Source organism: Pseudoalteromonas sp. KS88, assembly GCF_004766475.1.
Classification (GTDB): Bacteria; Pseudomonadota; Gammaproteobacteria; order Enterobacterales; family Alteromonadaceae; genus Pseudoalteromonas.
The window spans coordinates 1-18244 of record NZ_PYHV01000028.1; the positions used below are offsets into that span (position 1 = coordinate 1).

An 18244-nucleotide genomic window follows, 5' to 3' on the forward strand; every position below is an offset into this window, starting at 1 on the left:
CAGCAAAGTAGCAAGCTACTCTCTGTTACCGCTCGACTTGCATGTGTTAGGCCTGCCGCCAGCGTTCAATCTGAGCCATGATCAAACTCTTCAATTAAAAGTTTTTTGTCTTTCGACAGCTCAATGAATTCTGAATTTATTTAATATCTTTCGATATTGAATTGACTGTGCTGCAATAAATAAATTTATTGCTGTTGGTCACTCAGTTTCAATTGAGACTCTAAATTTTTTGCCTCACTTAGCGAACTAAGCTTGGCTGTTAGAACTCAATCTGTACGAGTGCCCACACAGATGATTGCTTTATATTGTTAAAGAACGTTGCGATTAAAGCGCGTTGCTTTATCTCGCTAGGGCTGCGCATGTTACGCTTTCCTATTTTTTTGTCAACACTTAATTTTAAACTTTCTTAAAAATCTAAACTTAAGTTTTACTCGACTTACTGATTAGCTGCTTGCCTCGCTAAGCGTTGCCTGCTCTGCCGTCTCAGTGGGGTCGCATTATAGGGAGATCCGAATTATACGCAAGCGTTTTTAATCAGAAACTTTAAAAAAGAGCCCGTTAGTTTAAAAAACAAACTAAAACATCTAAAAGACGCTATTTAGTGACTAAATTATCAGCAATTTCTCTCGAGAGGAATTTAAGTATTGTCTAATTTTTGTATTTATCAAGTTTTAGATATAAAAAAGCGCCATTAATTAACAGCGCTTGAGCTTATAATCTATAAAATTGATTAATACAGGATGCTGTAGAGCTTTCTTCTATATTTAGATGCTAAGCTATCGCCATCAGGTAATGATGCTATAACTTCAAGAAATGTTGACTTGGCATCTGCAAAGTTTAAATCTTTCTTTAAAATGCTAAACAATGTTTCTAATGCTTCTTCTTTTCGGCCTGCGGTATTAAGTGCAGCAGCTAACTCTAGCTTAATATCTAAATCATTCGGATATTGCTCTGCTTTTAACTGCAATGCTTTTATCTCTGGTGAATCTGTCGCTTCAAGAGCTTGTTCGCACTTAGCACGAATATTTGTGTAATACGCATCACGCTCACCTTCTTCAACTGTATCAAGCAGTGCTTGCGCATCATCTAATTTATGAATTTGAATACAAATATCTGCTAGCACTAATTTAATGCGTGCATTAGTGGTATCTAGTTCGTAAGCCTGCTTCGCATAATTAAATGCACTATTTAAGTCTTTTGCAACGAGAGCCTGTTTTGCTTGTTCTAATAACAACTCATGTTGTGCCGGTAAGTGCTTTGATAAAACATCTCTAACTTGTTGCTCTGTTTGCGCACCAGGCAACATATCTACCGGGGCCGAGTCTTTTAAAAACACTAGTGTTGGTAGTGTTTGCAAACCAATTTGCTGCGCTAGTTGCGCAGCCAACTGTTGCTCTACATCGCAATCAAGTGTCGCAACAAGTAAATGCTCAGGATATTCACTTGCAATTTTATCTAGGATAGCAGCTTGCGATTGACACTCAGGGCTTTGTGCAGAATAGAAACTAAGCAACACAAGTTTCTCTTGTGAGGTTTCACCTAATACTTGCTGAAGGTTTTGTGGATTAACATTTACCATATTATTCATTGCGATTAATTGCCATATCAGACTATTTAGGGTTTTATATGGTGTCGATAACAATAATTACAAGCCACCAGCCAAAAGGTCTTTTATGAAATTTCACAAAATATATGCAGCCTTACTTTTTATTAGCCCGCTCACCAGTGCCACAACCTTAGATCTCAATCTCGATAAAGCCATGCCTGCTATCGAAAAGTTGTATTTAGATTTACATCAATCTCCCGAACTTTCATATCGAGAACAAAAAACAGGTCAAAAAATTGCGCGGCAATTAAAGCAAATTGGATTCGAAGTTACTGATAATGTCGGTGGATTTGGTGTAGTTGGTCTTTATAAAAATGGTGATGGCCCAACAGTGATGATCCGCACTGATACCGATGGCCTTCCTATAACAGAACAAACGGGTAAGCCATATGCATCAAAAGTTACAGTGGTGAATGACGATGGCGCGAATGTGGGTGTTATGCATGGCTGTGGCCATGATATTCATATGAGTTCATTTATTGGCACAGCACAACAACTTGTTAAGCATAAAGATTCATGGCAAGGAACATTAATGATGGTCGCGCAACCCGCTGAAGAAGTCGGTGGCGGTGCAAAAGCAATGCTAAAAGAAGGTTTATTCTCTAAGTTCCCTACACCTGATCACGTGATAGCATTACATGTTAGCGCGAGTGTTCCCGCTGGTAAAGTGAGTATGAAAAACGAATACACGATGGCCAGTGTTGACTCTGTTGATATCACAGTAAAGGGTAAAGGCGGACACGGTGCTTACCCACACACAACTATTGACCCTGTTGTTATAGCATCACGGATTGTATTAGCACTGCAGACTATTACTAGCCGGGAACTTTCCCCGCTAGAGCCTTCAGTTATAACAGTTGGTTCTATTCATGGAGGTTCGAAGCACAATGTAATCTCTGACGCAGTAAAACTACAACTTACATTACGCAGTTATAATCCGGACGTACGTTTACAGCAAATTGCCGCTATTAAAAGAATTTCACAAGGAATTGCTTTAAGCGCAGGCTTGGACAAGTCGCTTATGCCAGAAGTATATGTACATGAAGATGAGTCAATTCCATCAACATATAATAACCCTGATCAAACAAATATTGTACGCAGTGCTATTAGCTCGGCCATTGGAAAAGATAACGTGCTAGAAACGCAAGCCGTTATGGCTGGCGAGGACTTTGGTTTATATGGCCGAACCGAACAAAACATTCCTATTACTTTATTTTGGCTTGGTGGTGTAGAGCAATCTCAATATAGTGCAGCACAGGAATCAGGGCAAACTCTACCGTCATTGCACTCGAGTAAATTCGCCCCAGATTACAAAGTCGCCTTACCCACAGGTATTAAAGCGATGAGTAATGCAGCCGTTGCGCTGTTTAATAACTAAATCGACTTTGTAACTAGGCCGACTTTGCTTTTGGTTTAGCCTTTCTTTTAAAACGTCGCTTTTGCGGCGTTTTTGGTAATTGCGCAAAAACTTGGCTATTACATTGCCCTGCTAGTCCAATGAAATGTGATAAATCGTTTAATAACGGAGTTAAAAACTGTTGGTAGCTCATACGCTGCTCTGCAACATCCCCTAATGAGGCTTCCCATTTTGCCGTTAAATCTGGGCTTGCTAAACCTTCAGGTAATACTCCTATAAGTGCTTTTCCTGTTTCAGTGGCTAAAATGGTTTTACCTTGGCGTTGTAAAAATCGGCGCTTGAATAATAACTCTAAAATACCTGCACGCGTTGCTTCTGTGCCTAAGCCATCAGTATCTTTGAGAATTCTTTTAATATCTGGGTTTTTCACATAACGACTTATTCCCGTCATGGCACTCAATAAGGTTGCATCCGTAAAATGTGCAGGCGGAGTCGTCATTTTATCAACCACTTCGCCATGGGAACACTCAAGCACTTGCCCCTTAACTAACGGCGGTAAAGTTTGCTGATCTTTTAGCTCTGATTTACCCATTAGTACTTTAAAACCTAAGCTGATCTCTTGTTTTGCATTCGCTTTAAATAAACCACCAGCAATGGTTACCTCAACCTTTGTTTCATTAAATATATAGTCAGGATAGAACTGAATGAGGTAATGCCGACATACTAGGCTATAGACCTTTGCTTCGTCTGAATTTAAGCTTACCGACTTTAATTGTTTAGCAGTAGGAATGATGGCGTGATGCGCAGCTACCTTTGCATCATTAAAGCATTTACTACGCTTACTGGTATCGGCCTGACTACAGTGAATTGCACTTTGCCCCCCATTGCTAGCAATCGCTTTTACAATGCTTGCAGCTTCCCGGTGGTGATCTTTTGGTAGATAACGATTATCTGAGCGCGGATATGTGATGAGCTTATGGCGTTCATACAAAGTTTGGCAAATATCTAACACTTTTTGAGCTGGCATCGTAAACGCTTTCGCTGCATCTATTTGCAGGGCTGATAAATTATACGGTAAAGGGGCTTGCTGTTTTTTCTGCTTTTGCTCAAGTGCCGTAACTTCGCCTTTTTGTCCTGCTATTCTTGATACGACATTCTCTGCAAGACCTCGATGTAGTACTCGCCCTTCTTCATCTTGATAAGGCTCGCACGCTTTGCTTGGTTGCCACTTAGCGGTGAAACTTTGTTGCTCCTCCGTATTTAAATGAGCAAACACTTCATAAAATGGTTTTGCTACAAAATTAGTAATTTCATTATCACGATTTACCACTAACCCTAAAATAGGTGTTTGTACGCGCCCAACAGAAAGCACATTACCAAACCCTGCTTTTTGCCCAGCTAAGGTATATGCACGGGTTAAGTTCATACCAAATAACCAATCGGCGCGAGAGCGCGCCAGTGCAGAAACACTCAATGGAATAAAGTCACGATTACTGCGAATACTTGCCAACGCTTTCTTTACTGCACTAATATTTAAATCGCTGATCAATAAACGTTGAATTTGTTGTTTTTTGGCTTGGCTAAGTTTTACTTGCTCAATCACCTCATCAACAAGTAACTGCCCTTCTCTATCGGGATCACCAGCATGAATTAATTGATCAGCTTGTTTGATTAACTTTTTAAGTATCGTAAGTTGTTTGCGGGTTTTTGGTTTAGCTTTTAATTGCCATTGATCAGGCACTATGGGTAAATCATCAAAGCGCCATTTTTTATACTGCTCGTTATAGTCGTCAGGTTCAGCTTGTTCGAGCAAATGACCAATGCACCACGAAACGCAATCACCATTTGCTACCTCAATGTAACCATCATGCTTTTTATGGGGTTTAGGAAGTGCATCAGCGATAGCACGACCCAATGATGGTTTTTCTGCGATATACAGTTTCACAACGAGCTCCAACACTGTTCATATAAACAGTACTTTAGCACACTATATTATCGATTACATAAATTTAAGCACAACAAAACCTTTCACACTTAAAATTTATACCATTCGACTCAATCCATTACCTTACTTCTATAGGATCAGACTCTTTTGCCTTGCCTTGCATAATTGAAATTTCAACGCGTCTGTTTCTGCGTCTGTCGGTATCTGTTTCATTAGGAACCAATGGACGTGTTTCAGCATGACCAACAACGACCATCCTGGTTTTATCAAAACCCTGAGCTTTTTGCATTTCTGTTGCAACTGCAACAGCACGCTTAGATGACAGATCCCAGTTATTTGTATACAGCTCATTTGACACCTGGAAGTCATCGGTATGGCCTGAAACCGTAATTTCACCCGGTACGTCTTTTAATAAAGTCGCTATATCTTGAATAATAGGTTTAAAACGGGGCTGTAAAAATGCACTGCCTGATGGGAACGAACCATTCTCTCGGATACGAATAATTATTTGTTGCCCTAATGACTCTAGCTCAACTGCGCCATCCATAATTTGTTGCTCTAACTGTTGCGCAATCTTCTTAACGAGCTCATTAACTTGCTCTTGATCTGCAGACGATGTGGATTGTTCAGAAGCTTGTTGTTGAGCGGTGCTTTGCGACTCACCACCACGTTTATTACCACGTTGTTCTTGACGCCCCCCGGCCGAGCTTTCATCTCCTGCTTGAAACTCAAGCATTTGTTGAGTCATCTCAACGGTTTGCTGTTGAATGGTTTCAATGGGCGTGGGTTCAGGTTTACCTGGGGTAAATTCCATCGCTATGACAGAGGTTCCTTTTGGTATATCTTTTACCTCAATCTTATTTTGCACACCAAAAGCAAATTTCATTGAGCCCGCAATCTGTTTAAATTTAAGCACATCCATTTCTGAAAATGCGAGCAAGAGTACAAAAAAGCACATTAACAATGACATTAAATCAGCGAAGGTCCCCATCCAAGCTGGCAATCCTGGGGGGGGACATTTGCACTCTTCATCAGACATGCTTACTCCTCAGTGTCCACATTACGCTTAGATTCAGCGAGGTAATTCTTTAAAATCCCTTCAATAACTTTTGGATTTTGGCCATCTTGGATACCTAAAACAGCATCCAAAATCAAACGTTGGTTCATTGCCTCTTCTTCTTTACGAAGCTCTAATTTAACCTGAATAGGGATCGCGATAACGTTTGCTAAAAAGGCACCATATAAGGTAGTTAATAACGCAACCGCCATTGCTGGGCCGATTGCTTTTGGATCATCCATGTTTGATAACATTGCAACCAAACCAATCAACGTACCGATCATGCCCATAGCAGGTGCGATATCAGCAAGCGCTTTAAATAGCCCTGCCCCTGATTCATGACGTGTAGAAGTAAGCGAGATGTCTTTTTGGAGCGTTGCGCGAACAACATCAGCATCATGTCCGTCCACGAGCATATCAACGCCTTTTCGCATAAAGCCGTTGGGAATTTCGGCCTCTTCGAGAGCCAAGAATCCTCCTTTACGAGCAGAATCAGCAAGCTCAACGGCCTTTTCAATCAGCTCTTCAGGCGATTCAATTTTAAACATAAATGCTTTAGCGCATACTTTACCAATACCTAAGAATTGGCCCATGGTGTAGTTGGATAGAACGATAAATATCGAGCCACCAAATACGATGACAACTGATGGCGTGTTGTAAAACATAGCCACTTCACCGTTACTACTTTGCACCATCGACATTACGATTAAGCCAATTGCCCCAAGAATACCTATAATGGTTGCTAAATCCACTTACCCCTCCAGAGGAATTGATACTTTGCTACTTTTAATAACAAACTTTTATTATTAACTGCTTATCGGCAATAGATTGAATTACTTAAATCATTTACGTGAATAAATGAGAATGACGTTGCCTTCTATACTGTTATTTTAATCTAACCACCTTAAGCTGCAAGGTTTAAGCATAGGCTCAGTCAAAATAAAAAAACAAATAACGCGTAAATAAATAAAAAAAATGCATCAGTCTTTGACCTAGTTTAGCATTCCCCCTAAAATTGGCCTCAATTTCATATCATCTAAGTTGAATCCACGATGGCGACTAAAAAACCTGAAAATTTGAGCTTTGAGCAAGCACTTGAAGAATTAACTGTAATCGTCACCGACATGGAACAAGGTGATTTATCTCTTGAGCAGTCTTTAAAGCAGTTCGAACGCGGCATTGCGCTAGCCAATGCATCTTCAAGTAAATTACAACAAGCAGAACAAAAAGTGGCAATTTTGATGGGCAATGACCCTCAGTCACCACTTACTGACTTTAAAAACGACTTGGATTAATCGGTGCATATTTTAGAGCAAATAAAAGTTGCACAACATGACGTTGAAGCCAAACTAGATAACTACTTTTCACTACCGCTTGATACTGAAGATAATATTAAAAAAGCAACACATTATGGGGTATTGAATGGCGGTAAGCGTATACGCCCCTTTCTGGTTTATGAAACGGGTAAAATGTTGGGCGCAGAAAAAAAAGATTTAGATGTGCTTGCTGCGGCAATAGAGTGTATACACAGCTATTCATTAGTGCATGACGATTTACCTGCGATGGATGATGACGATTTACGCCGAGGCCGGCCGACATGCCATATTGTGTACGGTGAAGCTCATGCAATTTTAGCTGGTGATGCACTGCAAACATTGGCCTTTGATTTAATCGCTAACCATACGTTTAACATACCAGCTTCTCAACAGCTTAAAATGATTGCTGCATTAAGCAAGGCGTCAGGTATTGAGGGTATGGTGGGAGGACAGGCGCTCGATATTGCTGCGACTGATGAAGCTATTTCATTACCAGCACTCGAACGCATTCATAAGCTTAAAACCGGTGCTTTGCTCAATTGCGCAATTACACTAGGGGCATTGTGTGCACCTAACACCAGTGACTATACGTTTTCACAGTTAAAAATTTTTGGTGAATCTATTGGCTTGGCATTTCAGGTACAGGACGATATTCTTGATGTAGAAGGCGATACCTTTATCCTTGGTAAGCCTCAAGGGTCAGATATAGCGGCGAATAAAGCCACATACCCTGCACTTCTTGGTCTTGATGGTGCAAAAGAGAAAGCTCAGTTGTTATTAGCAGATGCCCTTAATGCATTATCGAATATCGATGCCAATACTGAATCTCTTGCGCGCTTAGCAGCGTATATTGTTGAACGTGACCATTAATAAAACACAATGGCAAACGAATAAAGACATACAAAATAACTAAAAAATCAGAGCAACAATACGCTATAATAATCTCTGGTTAGCGAAGGATGTATTAAAAATCATGACACTTGATAGTAACAAGTATCCATTATTAGGTTTGGTTGAAGAGCCAGCCCAGCTGCGCGATCTAGCGCAAGAAAAACTGCCCGCATTTAGTGATGAGCTTAGAGATTATTTGCTTAATTCAGTTTCCCAAAGCAGTGGTCATCTGGCCTCTGGTCTAGGCACCGTTGAACTCACTGTTGCGTTGCATTATGTATATAATACACCAGAAGACCGCCTCGTTTGGGATGTAGGTCATCAAGCCTACCCTCATAAAATCCTAACGGGTCGTCGCGACCAAATGCATACAATTCGCCAAAAAGATGGCCTGCACCCTTTCCCTTATCGTGATGAAAGTGCTTACGATACATTTAGTGTTGGTCATTCAAGCACATCTATTTCAGCTGCCCTAGGTATGTCAATTGCCGCACAAAAAGAAGGCAAAAGCCGTAAAACAGTAGCTGTAATTGGTGACGGCGCAATTACTGCTGGTATGGCGTTTGAAGCAATGAACCATTTAGGTGATGTTAAATCAGACATGCTGATCATTTTAAACGACAATGAAATGTCTATTTCTGAAAATGTCGGTGCTTTAACCAATCACTTCGCACGAATTTTATCAGGCAGCTTTTATACCAATATTCGTGAAGGCAGCAAAAAACTACTTTCAGGTGTACCTCCGGTAAAAGAATTAGCCAGTCGCATGGAAGAGCATTTAAAAGGCATGGTGATCCCTGGTACTTTCTTTGAAGAATTAGGCCTTAATTATATCGGCCCTATTGATGGTCATGATGTAAATATGTTGGTAGACACGTTGCGCAATATGCGCAACTTAAAAGGTCCACAGCTGCTGCATATCAAAACACAAAAAGGGAAAGGCTATAAGCCCGCCGAGGCTGACCCTATTGGCTACCATGGCGTGCCTAAATTTGACCCTGCCGTGTCAAGCTTACCAAAGTCTAAACCAGGTGCTGCAACGTTTTCAAAAGTATTCGGTGATTGGCTGTGTGATATGGCAAGCCAAGATGACAAGCTAATGGCGATTACTCCAGCCATGCGTGAAGGCTCTGGTATGGTGCGCTTTTCAAAAGAACACCCAGAGCAATACTTTGATGTCGCTATTGCAGAGCAACACGCCGTTACTTTGGCTGCCGGCTTTGCATGTGAAGGCTTAAAACCCGTTGTTGCTATTTATTCGAGCTTTTTACAACGCGCGTACGACCAACTAATTCACGATGTTGCACTACAGAATTTACCGGTACTATTTGCCATTGACCGTGCAGGTATTGTTGGCGCGGATGGTGAAACCCATCAAGGTGCATACGATTTAAGCTTTATGCGTTGTATTCCAAATATGATCATTATGGCACCTAGCGATACCAATGAGTGTCGCCAAATGCTTTATACTGGTTATCAATGCAATCAGCCTGTTGCTGTTCGCTACCCTCGTGGCGGTGCCGGTAATAGCGAAATTAATGAGCAAATGACCGCCCTCGAAATCGGTAAAGGACGAGTTATTAAACACGGCAGCAAAATTGCAATATTATCTTTTGGGACGCTACTTGAAAACGCATTTTTAGCCGCTGATGAGTTAGATGCAAGCTTAATAGATATGCGTTTTGTAAAGCCACTAGATACAGACTTAATCGATTCACTGCTTAGCGATCATGATAGCTTTATAACGCTTGAAGATAACGCCATTGTTGGTGGTGCTGGTTCTGCGGTTAATGAGTACTTAGCAACAGTGAAAGCAAAGGCAAGCATTTTAAACCTAGGCATTCCAGATGAATTCATCAAACACGGAACACAACAGCAAATGCATGATGAAATGGGTTTAGGTGCTCAGGGTATACTCGACAGCATACAAAAATTTGTTACTGACTAGGGTCTGTTTACCTTTCAAGGTCAAATAAAAAAGGAGCAAATGCTCCTTTTTTTTATTTAAAATCATAATACTAAAAATAAAATCCGATTATTTTCTCTTATTTGCATCCAATTATATTCCTTAAACGTTTTCACACTGAGGTTAACTCGTGAGCAAAGTTTCACGCTTTTAAATTATACCAATCGACTTAAATATTTAGCCTTTCTAGCGTGCTAAATAAAGCGCTAACGGCGTTTATCCGTCGCTATAAATGACTAATAACTTAACACGATTGGTATAAGCTGTTTTAAGCAAACTCTTTGTATGTTCACATTTAATGGAATATTTAAGAAGGTACAAACTATGAAAACGTTCAACTCAGGCAACATTTCTCAATCTATTCAGTCTCGTTTAATGACAAGTAAAATATGCTTATCTGCGCTTAGTTTAGCAATTTTAATAGGTTTAACTGGTTGTGATGGCGATGATGGCAGCACCGGCCCTGCTGGTATGCAGGGTGAAATGGGCGCCCCAGGTGATAATGGTACAGATGGCGCTGATGGTAATGACGGTGTAGATGGTGCTGATGGCACACCTGGCTTTAATGCCGCAACATTTATTTTAGCGAATAACGGCACTGACAATGCAGGCACCATTGATCTAATTGATCAAAATGCTGCAAAGTTAAAAATATTTAATAGTGGTGCAAATGAAGGTGTTGCAGTTGATAAGTTAGGCAACTTAATTCAAGCAAGTGACTTAGGCAATGGGGCTATCAGTACTATATGCCAAGTGCAAAGTCGTAATGACGGTGGTATGTTTAATACTGATCGTGACCGTACAATTACTGGTACTAATACTACCTTGGTAAACCCAAAAGGTATCCATGTTTCTCACAAACGAGGCTTGGTATTCATAGCCGACTTTAATGCAGTTCAAATCACTGTATTTGGCGCCACCGCCGCAGGTGATGCAACTCCTCTAGCCACGACAGTTACAGATGCAAAACCTTGGGATGTTACCTATGATGATGTAAACGATCGTTTATATGTGGCACTAACGAATGGTGATGTTGCAGTATATGACAGCTACGTCGATGGCGGATTCGTGGCAATGCCGACACGCACAATCACACCAAGTAACGATGCGGGCGAAAAGATTTCAGTCAATATTCATGGCATAGCTTATGATGCCAAAACTAATAAATTAGTGCTTTCAGATGTAGGTAGCGCCAGTGATGCTACAGACGGCTCACTCTTTGTGATCAACAATGCTTCGCTTGCAGATGGCAATACCAGTGTTGCTCGTAGTATCGCAGGGCCCGCAAGTATGCTTGGTAACCCAGTAGATATAAGCTTAACGGGCAGTGATTTACGTGTCGCAGAAAAATCAAACGATGCGGTATTGGTATTTAGTAATATTTTTTCAGGTGAAAGTGGTGATATTAGCCCTGATAGCGTAACGCAGACTATTAAACCAGAATCTATAACCGAAACTGTAATGCATAGTGATATGGCGGATATATCAGACAGCTATATGGTTAATGTGCCATTGATGGGTGTTGCAGTAAGTAGCAACCCCGGTGTTGAGGGTCCTACAACAGGACATATTTCACGCCTTAATACACCACTCACAAGTGAGTTTGGCAGTTATAATGCGAGCCAAGCAATCGAAAGTGTTACCTTTGATAAAGCAGGTAACAGCTATACAACGTTTGATAACAGCACCACTTCTACTGGTGGGATAGTGATTTCTAATAAGGTGGCTATGCATCGTGATGGTGAGGTTTTTTCACTAAGCCAAGATTCGATTATCAGTGGTGATAATACCGGCCTTATCTCACCAAAAGGCTTGGATGTAGCATCAGACAGCGGCTTAGTTTTTGTTGCTGAGAATAATGCAACAACGCCAGGAATTTTAGTGTTTTCAAGCTGTACAACTGGGGACGCTTCACCACTAATTACACTCACACCAAGTAATAATGCCCGCCCTTGGGATGTCGACTACGATGTTGCTACAGACCGCGCATTTGTTGCATTAACCAATGGTACGATTGCCGTTTTTGATGAAGTAAAAACTAAATTGATGGCGGGTATGAGTTCAATTACAGGTGAAGACCGTCTTATCACCCCAGCAACCGGCGGCGCCGCATTTCCTGCACCAACCAACATCCATGGTATCGACTACGATCCACTCAGTGATTCGCTAATCGTCTCCGATGTTGGCAGTGCCGCAGACGCAACTGATGGTAAATTGTACGTATTAACTAATGCAGGAATGAGCTCTGGTTTGAATAATGTCAGTGTTAATATTGCAGGGCCTGCCACCATGCTTGGTAACCCAGTCGATATTATGTTTACTGGTAATCACCTCTATGTAGCCGAGAAATCAAATGGTTTAGTAATGCGCTATGACAATATTTTAACTAGCCCAAGTGGAGATATAGCCGCGAGTTTAAGCTACTCATTCACAGCACCTGAATCAGTCGCTATTTTACCAACTTGGTTAAATCATTAACCTTCAAAGCAGTTTAATTAAACTGACTTTAGTTGGCCTCTCGATGCCTTAACGTCATACGTTAAGGCATTTTTATACGCCCGCATAAAACGACTAACGCATCCACACTTTAATATCTGCCAAACCATTGGCTTGTAATACGCTAAGCTGTTGTTCAACATTATTCGTTTGCTCAAATTCAAACGCATCCAGCTGTTCATCAAATGTAATATTTGCCACACCATCACCACCGCGCTTTTTAACTTGATGAAGCGCGATATCTGCTAGATTTACAGAAGTTTCCCATCCGATAACTTGCCCACCAAGCAGCGGTAAAGGGTAAAATGAGTAACCAATTGATGCTGTTAAATTAATGCTTTCACCACTTGGCAGCTTGAATGAATGTTCTGCGACAGCTTTACAAAGATCTGATACATATTTATCAATAGCGGTGCGCTTAAAATCACGTAGTAAAAGCAAGAACTCATCACCACTCCAGCGTGCGACATAATCAGACCCTTGAGTTCGTGAATTTAACAAAGCCGCCATTTGTTGTAAGCAGCTATCTCCACCGATAGGTCCAAAGGCGTCGTTGATCTTACTGAAACTATCGAAGTTGATCACCAATAAAACCAATGACTTTCCCTGTGCCTGTAATGATTGCGAGTTGCGCTGGAAGTGCTCAATATCCTTTGGTAGTTGATCAAACAAAAAGCGACGACTTCTCAGGCCTGTTAGTTCATCAGAATGACTGACAAGTTTCAGCTGTGAGTTAACCTGATTTAGCTTGTCGTTAGCTTGACGAAGCTCTCCAGTGCGCTCTGTAACTAAACTTTCTAAGGCCGCTTGCTTACGGCGCTCCTGTTTTCTGAACACCCAAAAAACAAGATAGAAAAGTAAAATAATCGTACTGGTGATTAACAACCTGAAGTAAACCGTTTCATCAAATCGTTTAGGTACGATAAATGAATACTCGGCACTTTTTGCATTTTGCCAACCCTCACCTTGTCGTTTTGCTTCAAGTTGAAACAAGAATAGTCCTGGAGGTAAGTTAGTATATATCGCCTCACGACGTGAGTTTGCGTAGCGCCAATCATCATCTAATCCACTCAGTCGGTAGCGAAATTCAATACTGGTCGGGGCATAATAGTCTATTGCCGTGTATTTAAGAGTAAAGTCACGTTCGTCCGTATTAAATGTAGGATTATCTCCCAAAGAAGCAACCGACACTGAACGCATTCCCGTTGTTACACTTTCAACTTTAGGGCGTAACTGTTTCACTCCAAATAGCTCGATGTCTTTTGGAATTTCCACAACGCCTTGCAAACTTGGATACCACATAGAGTTGTTGTGTTCTGCCACTGCATCGTGACCAAGCCCTGTACAACATTGGCTCGCTTTACCATCTAGTTGTCGGTCAAAGGAAGAGATTACTTGCTCAACCTTTAAGCTTTCTATATCCGCGCTAAATTGCTCTACAGGCATTCGGTAAACACCTTTCATGGTACTGACCCAAATACGCTTTAATGACTCATCATAACGCAGGCTAAAGATAGATCCGTAAGGCAAACCATTTGATGCGTCTAGTTGACGCCACTGACCTTTGGTACTCCTATAGAATAGCCCATCATTTAATGAACCAATTAAAATAGCTCCACCATCCAGGTACAAAATGCTCGTAACATAAGCACTTTCTAATGACGTTTGATCACCCACTTTTTCAATGCCGCGGTCAGTAAAGTAATAAGCACCTTTACTGGTACCAATCAGACCAAAATTTTGTTGCTCCAACACATAGGTAATAAATTTACTGCCTAAAAATGCGTTGTATGCAAACGGTGTTATCCCGCCATAACTTAAACGGTACATACCTCGGCCAGTACCCAGCCATAAGCCATCTTTACTTGAGTTGCTTATAGCAAATACAGGGTTATCTCTTAAAGCGCGTCCAGGTACTGTAAATAAGGTTTTATTTTCGTAAAAGTACACACCTCGACCTGTCGCAATATATAAACGACCACTATCAAAGTGTAAATCATTTACAACAGCTCGACCGTATTGGTTGCTCGGGATCTGATTGATGAAGTTTTTGTTTAAATCGAAATACCCAACACCACTTCTATTAGCAACCCACAACTTACCGTCAGGCGCTTTGGTAATGGCCATAACAGCTTCCGTCATTTGGGAAATAGCTGAATGGCGCTCTATACGCCCTTCGTGAGCAAGCCACAACCCTTCGCTAAAGCTGGCTAACCAAATGTTATTATCGTTATCACGATACAAGTCAGCGAACCATATATTTTGATCTAACTGGCTTGGCTCAACCCATTGCCAATCACCTGAATTATCTCTAACTAACAATCGGCCATAGGTAGAAACCCATAACGCACCATCGGAGTCGCTCATAAATTTATAAACGGCAGAGTTATTGGCATTAGGCAGTGGGAACGGACGAAGCTCATCATCTAAATCAAGAAAATATGCACCTAACTCAGAAGCAAGGTAGAGATTACCTTCAAGAAAGGTTAAGTCATGAATAATTGTTTGTGCGACACGCTCAGGTAACGATACTTTGGCGGTTAGTTCTAATCGTAACTTAGCAAAGTCAGATGAGGAGTTAGTCAAACGTAATAGCTGTCTTTCGTTAACAAGCCAAATGCCTTCAGGTGATAAAGCTAATTGACTTACCGTGCCTGTAATTTGTTTAACAGAACTGGCTTTCACAGTGTGATTTGGTATGTGGGTATTTAATTTGAGGTCTATTTGATTACGAGGAACAAAATATAACCCATTTGCTGCAATCCAAATGCTCCCGCGAGAATCTTCGATAACATCGCGAACAGGACCTTTGACTATGTACTCTTGAGCAGCCATAGTTTGTGGGTCAAGAACGACAATCCCTTTTTTTGTACCTACCCATAAATACCCCTCACTATCGATGATAAGTTTATTAATACCGTTACTCGGTAAAAAAGGGGTGTTCAGCGTATTGTAATTTGTAAACGTATTACCATCAAAACGGCTAAGGCCAAACTGAGTACCTAACCACATATAACCTTGTTCATCTTGAACAACACTTTTTAGTGATTGCGAAGGTAGACCGTTCTTTATATTCCACTGCTTCACAACATAATCAGTAATTGACGCACTGCTTGGTAAACTGCAAAACAATAAAATATAAACCAATAAAAACCGCATCATAACGTCAATACCTCGTTGAAAAACTAAGGTTAAAAAGGTAAGTAACCCATTTTGAATAGAGCTTGCAAGCAAATTAGTGAGAATACTCCCGCTAAAACATCATCTGCCATAATCCCTATACCGCCATGCAGGCGCTTATCTAATATACGGATTGGGCCTGGTTTAGCAATATCAAAAAAGCGAAATAACAAGAATCCAACTAACAGTGATTGCCAGCTTAACGCAGCACCAATCATTGTTATATAAAAGCCTGCAACCTCATCCCACACAATTGCAGGATGATCATGTACACCCAAATCATCTGCAGTTTTACCACACGCCCAAATACCAAATATACTAATAACCACAGCAAATACTATTTGTAGCCAGAGTGGATAATGCAGCGTAATAAAAATAAATGGCAGGGCGGCAAATGTGCCAAAAGTGCCTGGTGCCTTTGGTGCTAAACCCAAACCAAAGCCCAAACCAAAAAATTGGTGTGGGCGCTTTAAGTTAAATTTTGAGGGGTTATTCAAACCGGCTCCTTGGAGAAATGTTCAAAGCCAGTATCATTAAAATCGAGTTTTTCACCATTAAGCGAGAGCTCAATTTGTCCTTCACCACTTTTTATCTGACCGATACAGGTCGCTTCTACGCCATATTGGCGTAATTTAAGTTCTAACATACTCTTATTATCATCAGGCACTGTAAACAGTAATTCATAATCATCGCCATAATTGAGAATAAAAGGTAGCTGTTGAGATTTATCTAATGTGTCTTGCATTGCATCTGATGTTGGTACTTTCTCAACATGGATTTGAGCACCAACTTGCGACATAGCCAAAATATGACCTAGGTCAGCAAGTAAACCATCTGAAACATCAATAGCAGACGATGCCAAACCTCTCAGCACTTGCCCTGCGGCAACCCGAGGAGCTGGGTAGTCAAAACGCTGATTCACATAGCGAAGATGCTCTGGAGCAATTTTAAATTCTTGCTTACGAGACTCAATAGCAAGACCCGCATCTCCTAAGGGCCCTGTAACGTAAATCCAATCACCTACTTTTGCACCGCCTCGTCGTAAAGCTTTGCCTTGCGGGACTGTGCCTTTTGCACAAATAGTGATTGTTAATGGACCCTGAGTTGTATCACCACCAATGATTTGCACATTATAGTACTCTGCAATTTCATGCATCCCCTCAGTGAACTCTTCAAGCCATTCAACATCAATATTAGGCAACGTTAGAGCAACTGAAACCCATGTAGGTTCAGCCCCCATTGCAGCTAAATCACTTAAATTTACAGCTAATACACGATGCCCTAGAGCACGAGGTGAAATATCATCAAAAAAATGGACGCCTGACACAAGCGTATCTGTAGTGACCGCCAACTGGCAATTTTCTGGGACAGTTACTAAAGCACAATCATCACCAATGCCAAGGTTTACATCGCGGCGAGTCACTCCACGCCCCTTGAAGTAATGATTTATTAATTCAAATTCCTTCATACACAAAAAAGCCGGCCTATGCCGGCTCTCCTTTTGCAGTTGCGTTACTTACGTAAATGCTTAACTGCTTTATCAAGTACACCGTTTACAAATTTATGGCTATCTTCAGCGCCAAATATTTTAGCAAGCTCAATACCTTCATTGATTGCTACTTTGTAAGGAACGTCTTCACGGAATTTAAGCTCATAAGCGCTTAGACGTAAGATCGCCTTTTCAACCATATCTAACTCATCAAATGGACGAGTTAAATGAGGAGAGACAGCTTCGTCAAGTTGCGTTTTATTTACAGCAACACCACGAGCGAGATCTTTAAAATATTCAACGTCGATTTTAGTCACGTCGTTTTCGATCAACATTTGTTGTTCGATATCGGCAATTGCATTGCCACTTAGTTGCCAAGAATAAACGGCTTGAAGTGCTAAGATACGTGCTTTACGTCTTGCTGCTGGTTTCACAAAAATTCCTTAAACTTAAATTTTATCTAACACATTAACCATTTCAAGTGCACCTAAAGCAGCTTCGCCACCTTTGTTGCCCATCTTGGTGCCAGCGCGTTCAATCGCTTGCTCAATGCTTTCTGTGGTTAATACGCCAAATGCAACCGGGATATCATACTCAAGCGACACTTGCGCCAAGCCTTTATTTGATTCGCCAGCAACGAGATCAAAGTGTGGTGTACCACCTCTTATCACAACGCCTAAAGCGATGATTGCATCATACTCTTTCTTTGCCGCAACGCGTTTTGCTGCCAAAGGTAACTCAACCGCACCTGGTACATAAATAACAGTGATATCATCTTCAGATACACCACCAGTACGCTTTAGTTCATCAACAGCACCTGCTAAAAGGCTGCTACCAATAAAATCATTAAAGCGAGAAATGACAATGGCAAATTTCTTGCCCGGAGCGTATTTATTACCTTCGATAATTTTCATTCGATAACCCTAAAAATAAGTTTAAGC

The 18244-nt window shown here is 41.0% G+C and carries 14 protein-coding genes and 1 rRNA gene; 5 read left to right on the forward strand and 10 right to left on the reverse strand.

The genetic code is table 11. The features are described from left to right. Both C7Y70_RS17285 and C7Y70_RS17290 read right to left on the reverse strand, forming a co-directional pair. A 16S ribosomal RNA gene (locus C7Y70_RS17285) occupies positions 1-97 on the reverse strand; the annotation flags it as partial. 633 nt (positions 98-730) lie between these two features. Then, the gene (locus tag C7Y70_RS17290) at positions 731-1588 is read right to left on the reverse strand and encodes a tetratricopeptide repeat protein (RefSeq protein ID WP_099297758.1); all 858 of its coding nucleotides are present in this window, start codon (positions 1586-1588) and stop codon (positions 731-733) included. Between the two features lie 85 nt (positions 1589-1673). On the opposite strand from C7Y70_RS17290, the gene C7Y70_RS17295 reads away from it, so the two are divergent. Continuing rightward, positions 1674-2984, forward strand: coding sequence for an amidohydrolase (locus C7Y70_RS17295; RefSeq protein ID WP_135476106.1), 1311 nt, complete (start codon positions 1674-1676; stop codon positions 2982-2984). A 13-nt stretch (positions 2985-2997) separates the two neighbouring features. Here C7Y70_RS17295 and C7Y70_RS17300 read toward each other — a convergent pair whose 3' ends face one another. The 3 genes from C7Y70_RS17300 to pomA form a co-directional block, all read right to left on the reverse strand. Continuing rightward, positions 2998-4908, reverse strand: coding sequence for a DNA topoisomerase III (locus C7Y70_RS17300; protein ID WP_135476108.1), 1911 nt, complete (start codon positions 4906-4908; stop codon positions 2998-3000). 118 nt (positions 4909-5026) lie between these two features. Continuing rightward, a complete protein-coding gene (locus C7Y70_RS17305) occupies positions 5027-5947 on the reverse strand; it encodes a flagellar motor protein MotB (RefSeq protein ID WP_099297764.1) in 921 nt (306 codons plus the stop codon). A gap of 2 nt (positions 5948-5949) precedes the next feature. Further along, positions 5950-6717: a flagellar motor protein PomA gene (gene pomA, locus C7Y70_RS17310; protein ID WP_099297766.1), complete on the reverse strand. Its 768-nt coding sequence runs from the start codon at positions 6715-6717 to the stop codon at positions 5950-5952. A 300-nt stretch (positions 6718-7017) separates the two neighbouring features. On the opposite strand from pomA, the gene xseB reads away from it, so the two are divergent. From xseB to C7Y70_RS17330, 4 genes are all read left to right on the forward strand, one after another. After that, positions 7018-7260 carry an exodeoxyribonuclease VII small subunit gene (gene xseB, locus C7Y70_RS17315; RefSeq protein WP_099297768.1) on the forward strand — a complete coding sequence of 81 codons (243 nt, stop codon included), beginning with the start codon at positions 7018-7020 and terminating at the stop codon, positions 7258-7260. Positions 7261-7263: 3 nt separating this feature from the next. Further along, positions 7264-8151: a (2E,6E)-farnesyl diphosphate synthase gene (gene ispA, locus C7Y70_RS17320; protein WP_099297770.1), complete on the forward strand. Its 888-nt coding sequence runs from the start codon at positions 7264-7266 to the stop codon at positions 8149-8151. 103 nt (positions 8152-8254) lie between these two features. Continuing rightward, on the forward strand, positions 8255-10120 hold the full coding sequence (gene dxs / locus C7Y70_RS17325) for a 1-deoxy-D-xylulose-5-phosphate synthase (protein ID WP_135476110.1): 1866 nt from the start codon (positions 8255-8257) through the stop codon (positions 10118-10120). A 393-nt stretch (positions 10121-10513) separates the two neighbouring features. Further along, positions 10514-12616: a hypothetical protein gene (locus C7Y70_RS17330; protein WP_135476170.1), complete on the forward strand. Its 2103-nt coding sequence runs from the start codon at positions 10514-10516 to the stop codon at positions 12614-12616. A gap of 93 nt (positions 12617-12709) precedes the next feature. On the opposite strand, the gene C7Y70_RS17335 is transcribed toward C7Y70_RS17330, so the two are convergent. Genes C7Y70_RS17335 through ribE form a run of 5 tightly spaced genes read right to left on the reverse strand, consistent with a single transcriptional unit; the run spans position 12710 to position 18217 of the window. Beyond that, positions 12710-15796: a ligand-binding sensor domain-containing diguanylate cyclase gene (locus C7Y70_RS17335; RefSeq protein WP_135476112.1), complete on the reverse strand. Its 3087-nt coding sequence runs from the start codon at positions 15794-15796 to the stop codon at positions 12710-12712. Between the two features lie 29 nt (positions 15797-15825). Continuing rightward, the gene (locus tag C7Y70_RS17340; protein ID WP_135476113.1) at positions 15826-16311 is read right to left on the reverse strand and encodes a phosphatidylglycerophosphatase A; all 486 of its coding nucleotides are present in this window, start codon (positions 16309-16311) and stop codon (positions 15826-15828) included. Beyond that, a complete protein-coding gene (gene thiL, locus C7Y70_RS17345) occupies positions 16308-17282 on the reverse strand; it encodes a thiamine-phosphate kinase (RefSeq protein WP_135476115.1) in 975 nt (324 codons plus the stop codon). The genes C7Y70_RS17340 and thiL overlap by 4 nt, the downstream gene beginning before the upstream one ends. Positions 17283-17326: 44 nt before the next feature. Further along, positions 17327-17737, reverse strand: a complete 411-nt coding sequence (gene nusB, locus C7Y70_RS17350) for a transcription antitermination factor NusB (RefSeq protein ID WP_058561963.1) — start codon at positions 17735-17737, stop codon at positions 17327-17329. A 15-nt stretch (positions 17738-17752) separates the two neighbouring features. Further along, the gene (ribE, locus tag C7Y70_RS17355; RefSeq protein ID WP_008110216.1) at positions 17753-18217 is read right to left on the reverse strand and encodes a 6,7-dimethyl-8-ribityllumazine synthase; all 465 of its coding nucleotides are present in this window, start codon (positions 18215-18217) and stop codon (positions 17753-17755) included. Between the last annotated feature and the right edge of the window lie 27 nt (positions 18218-18244).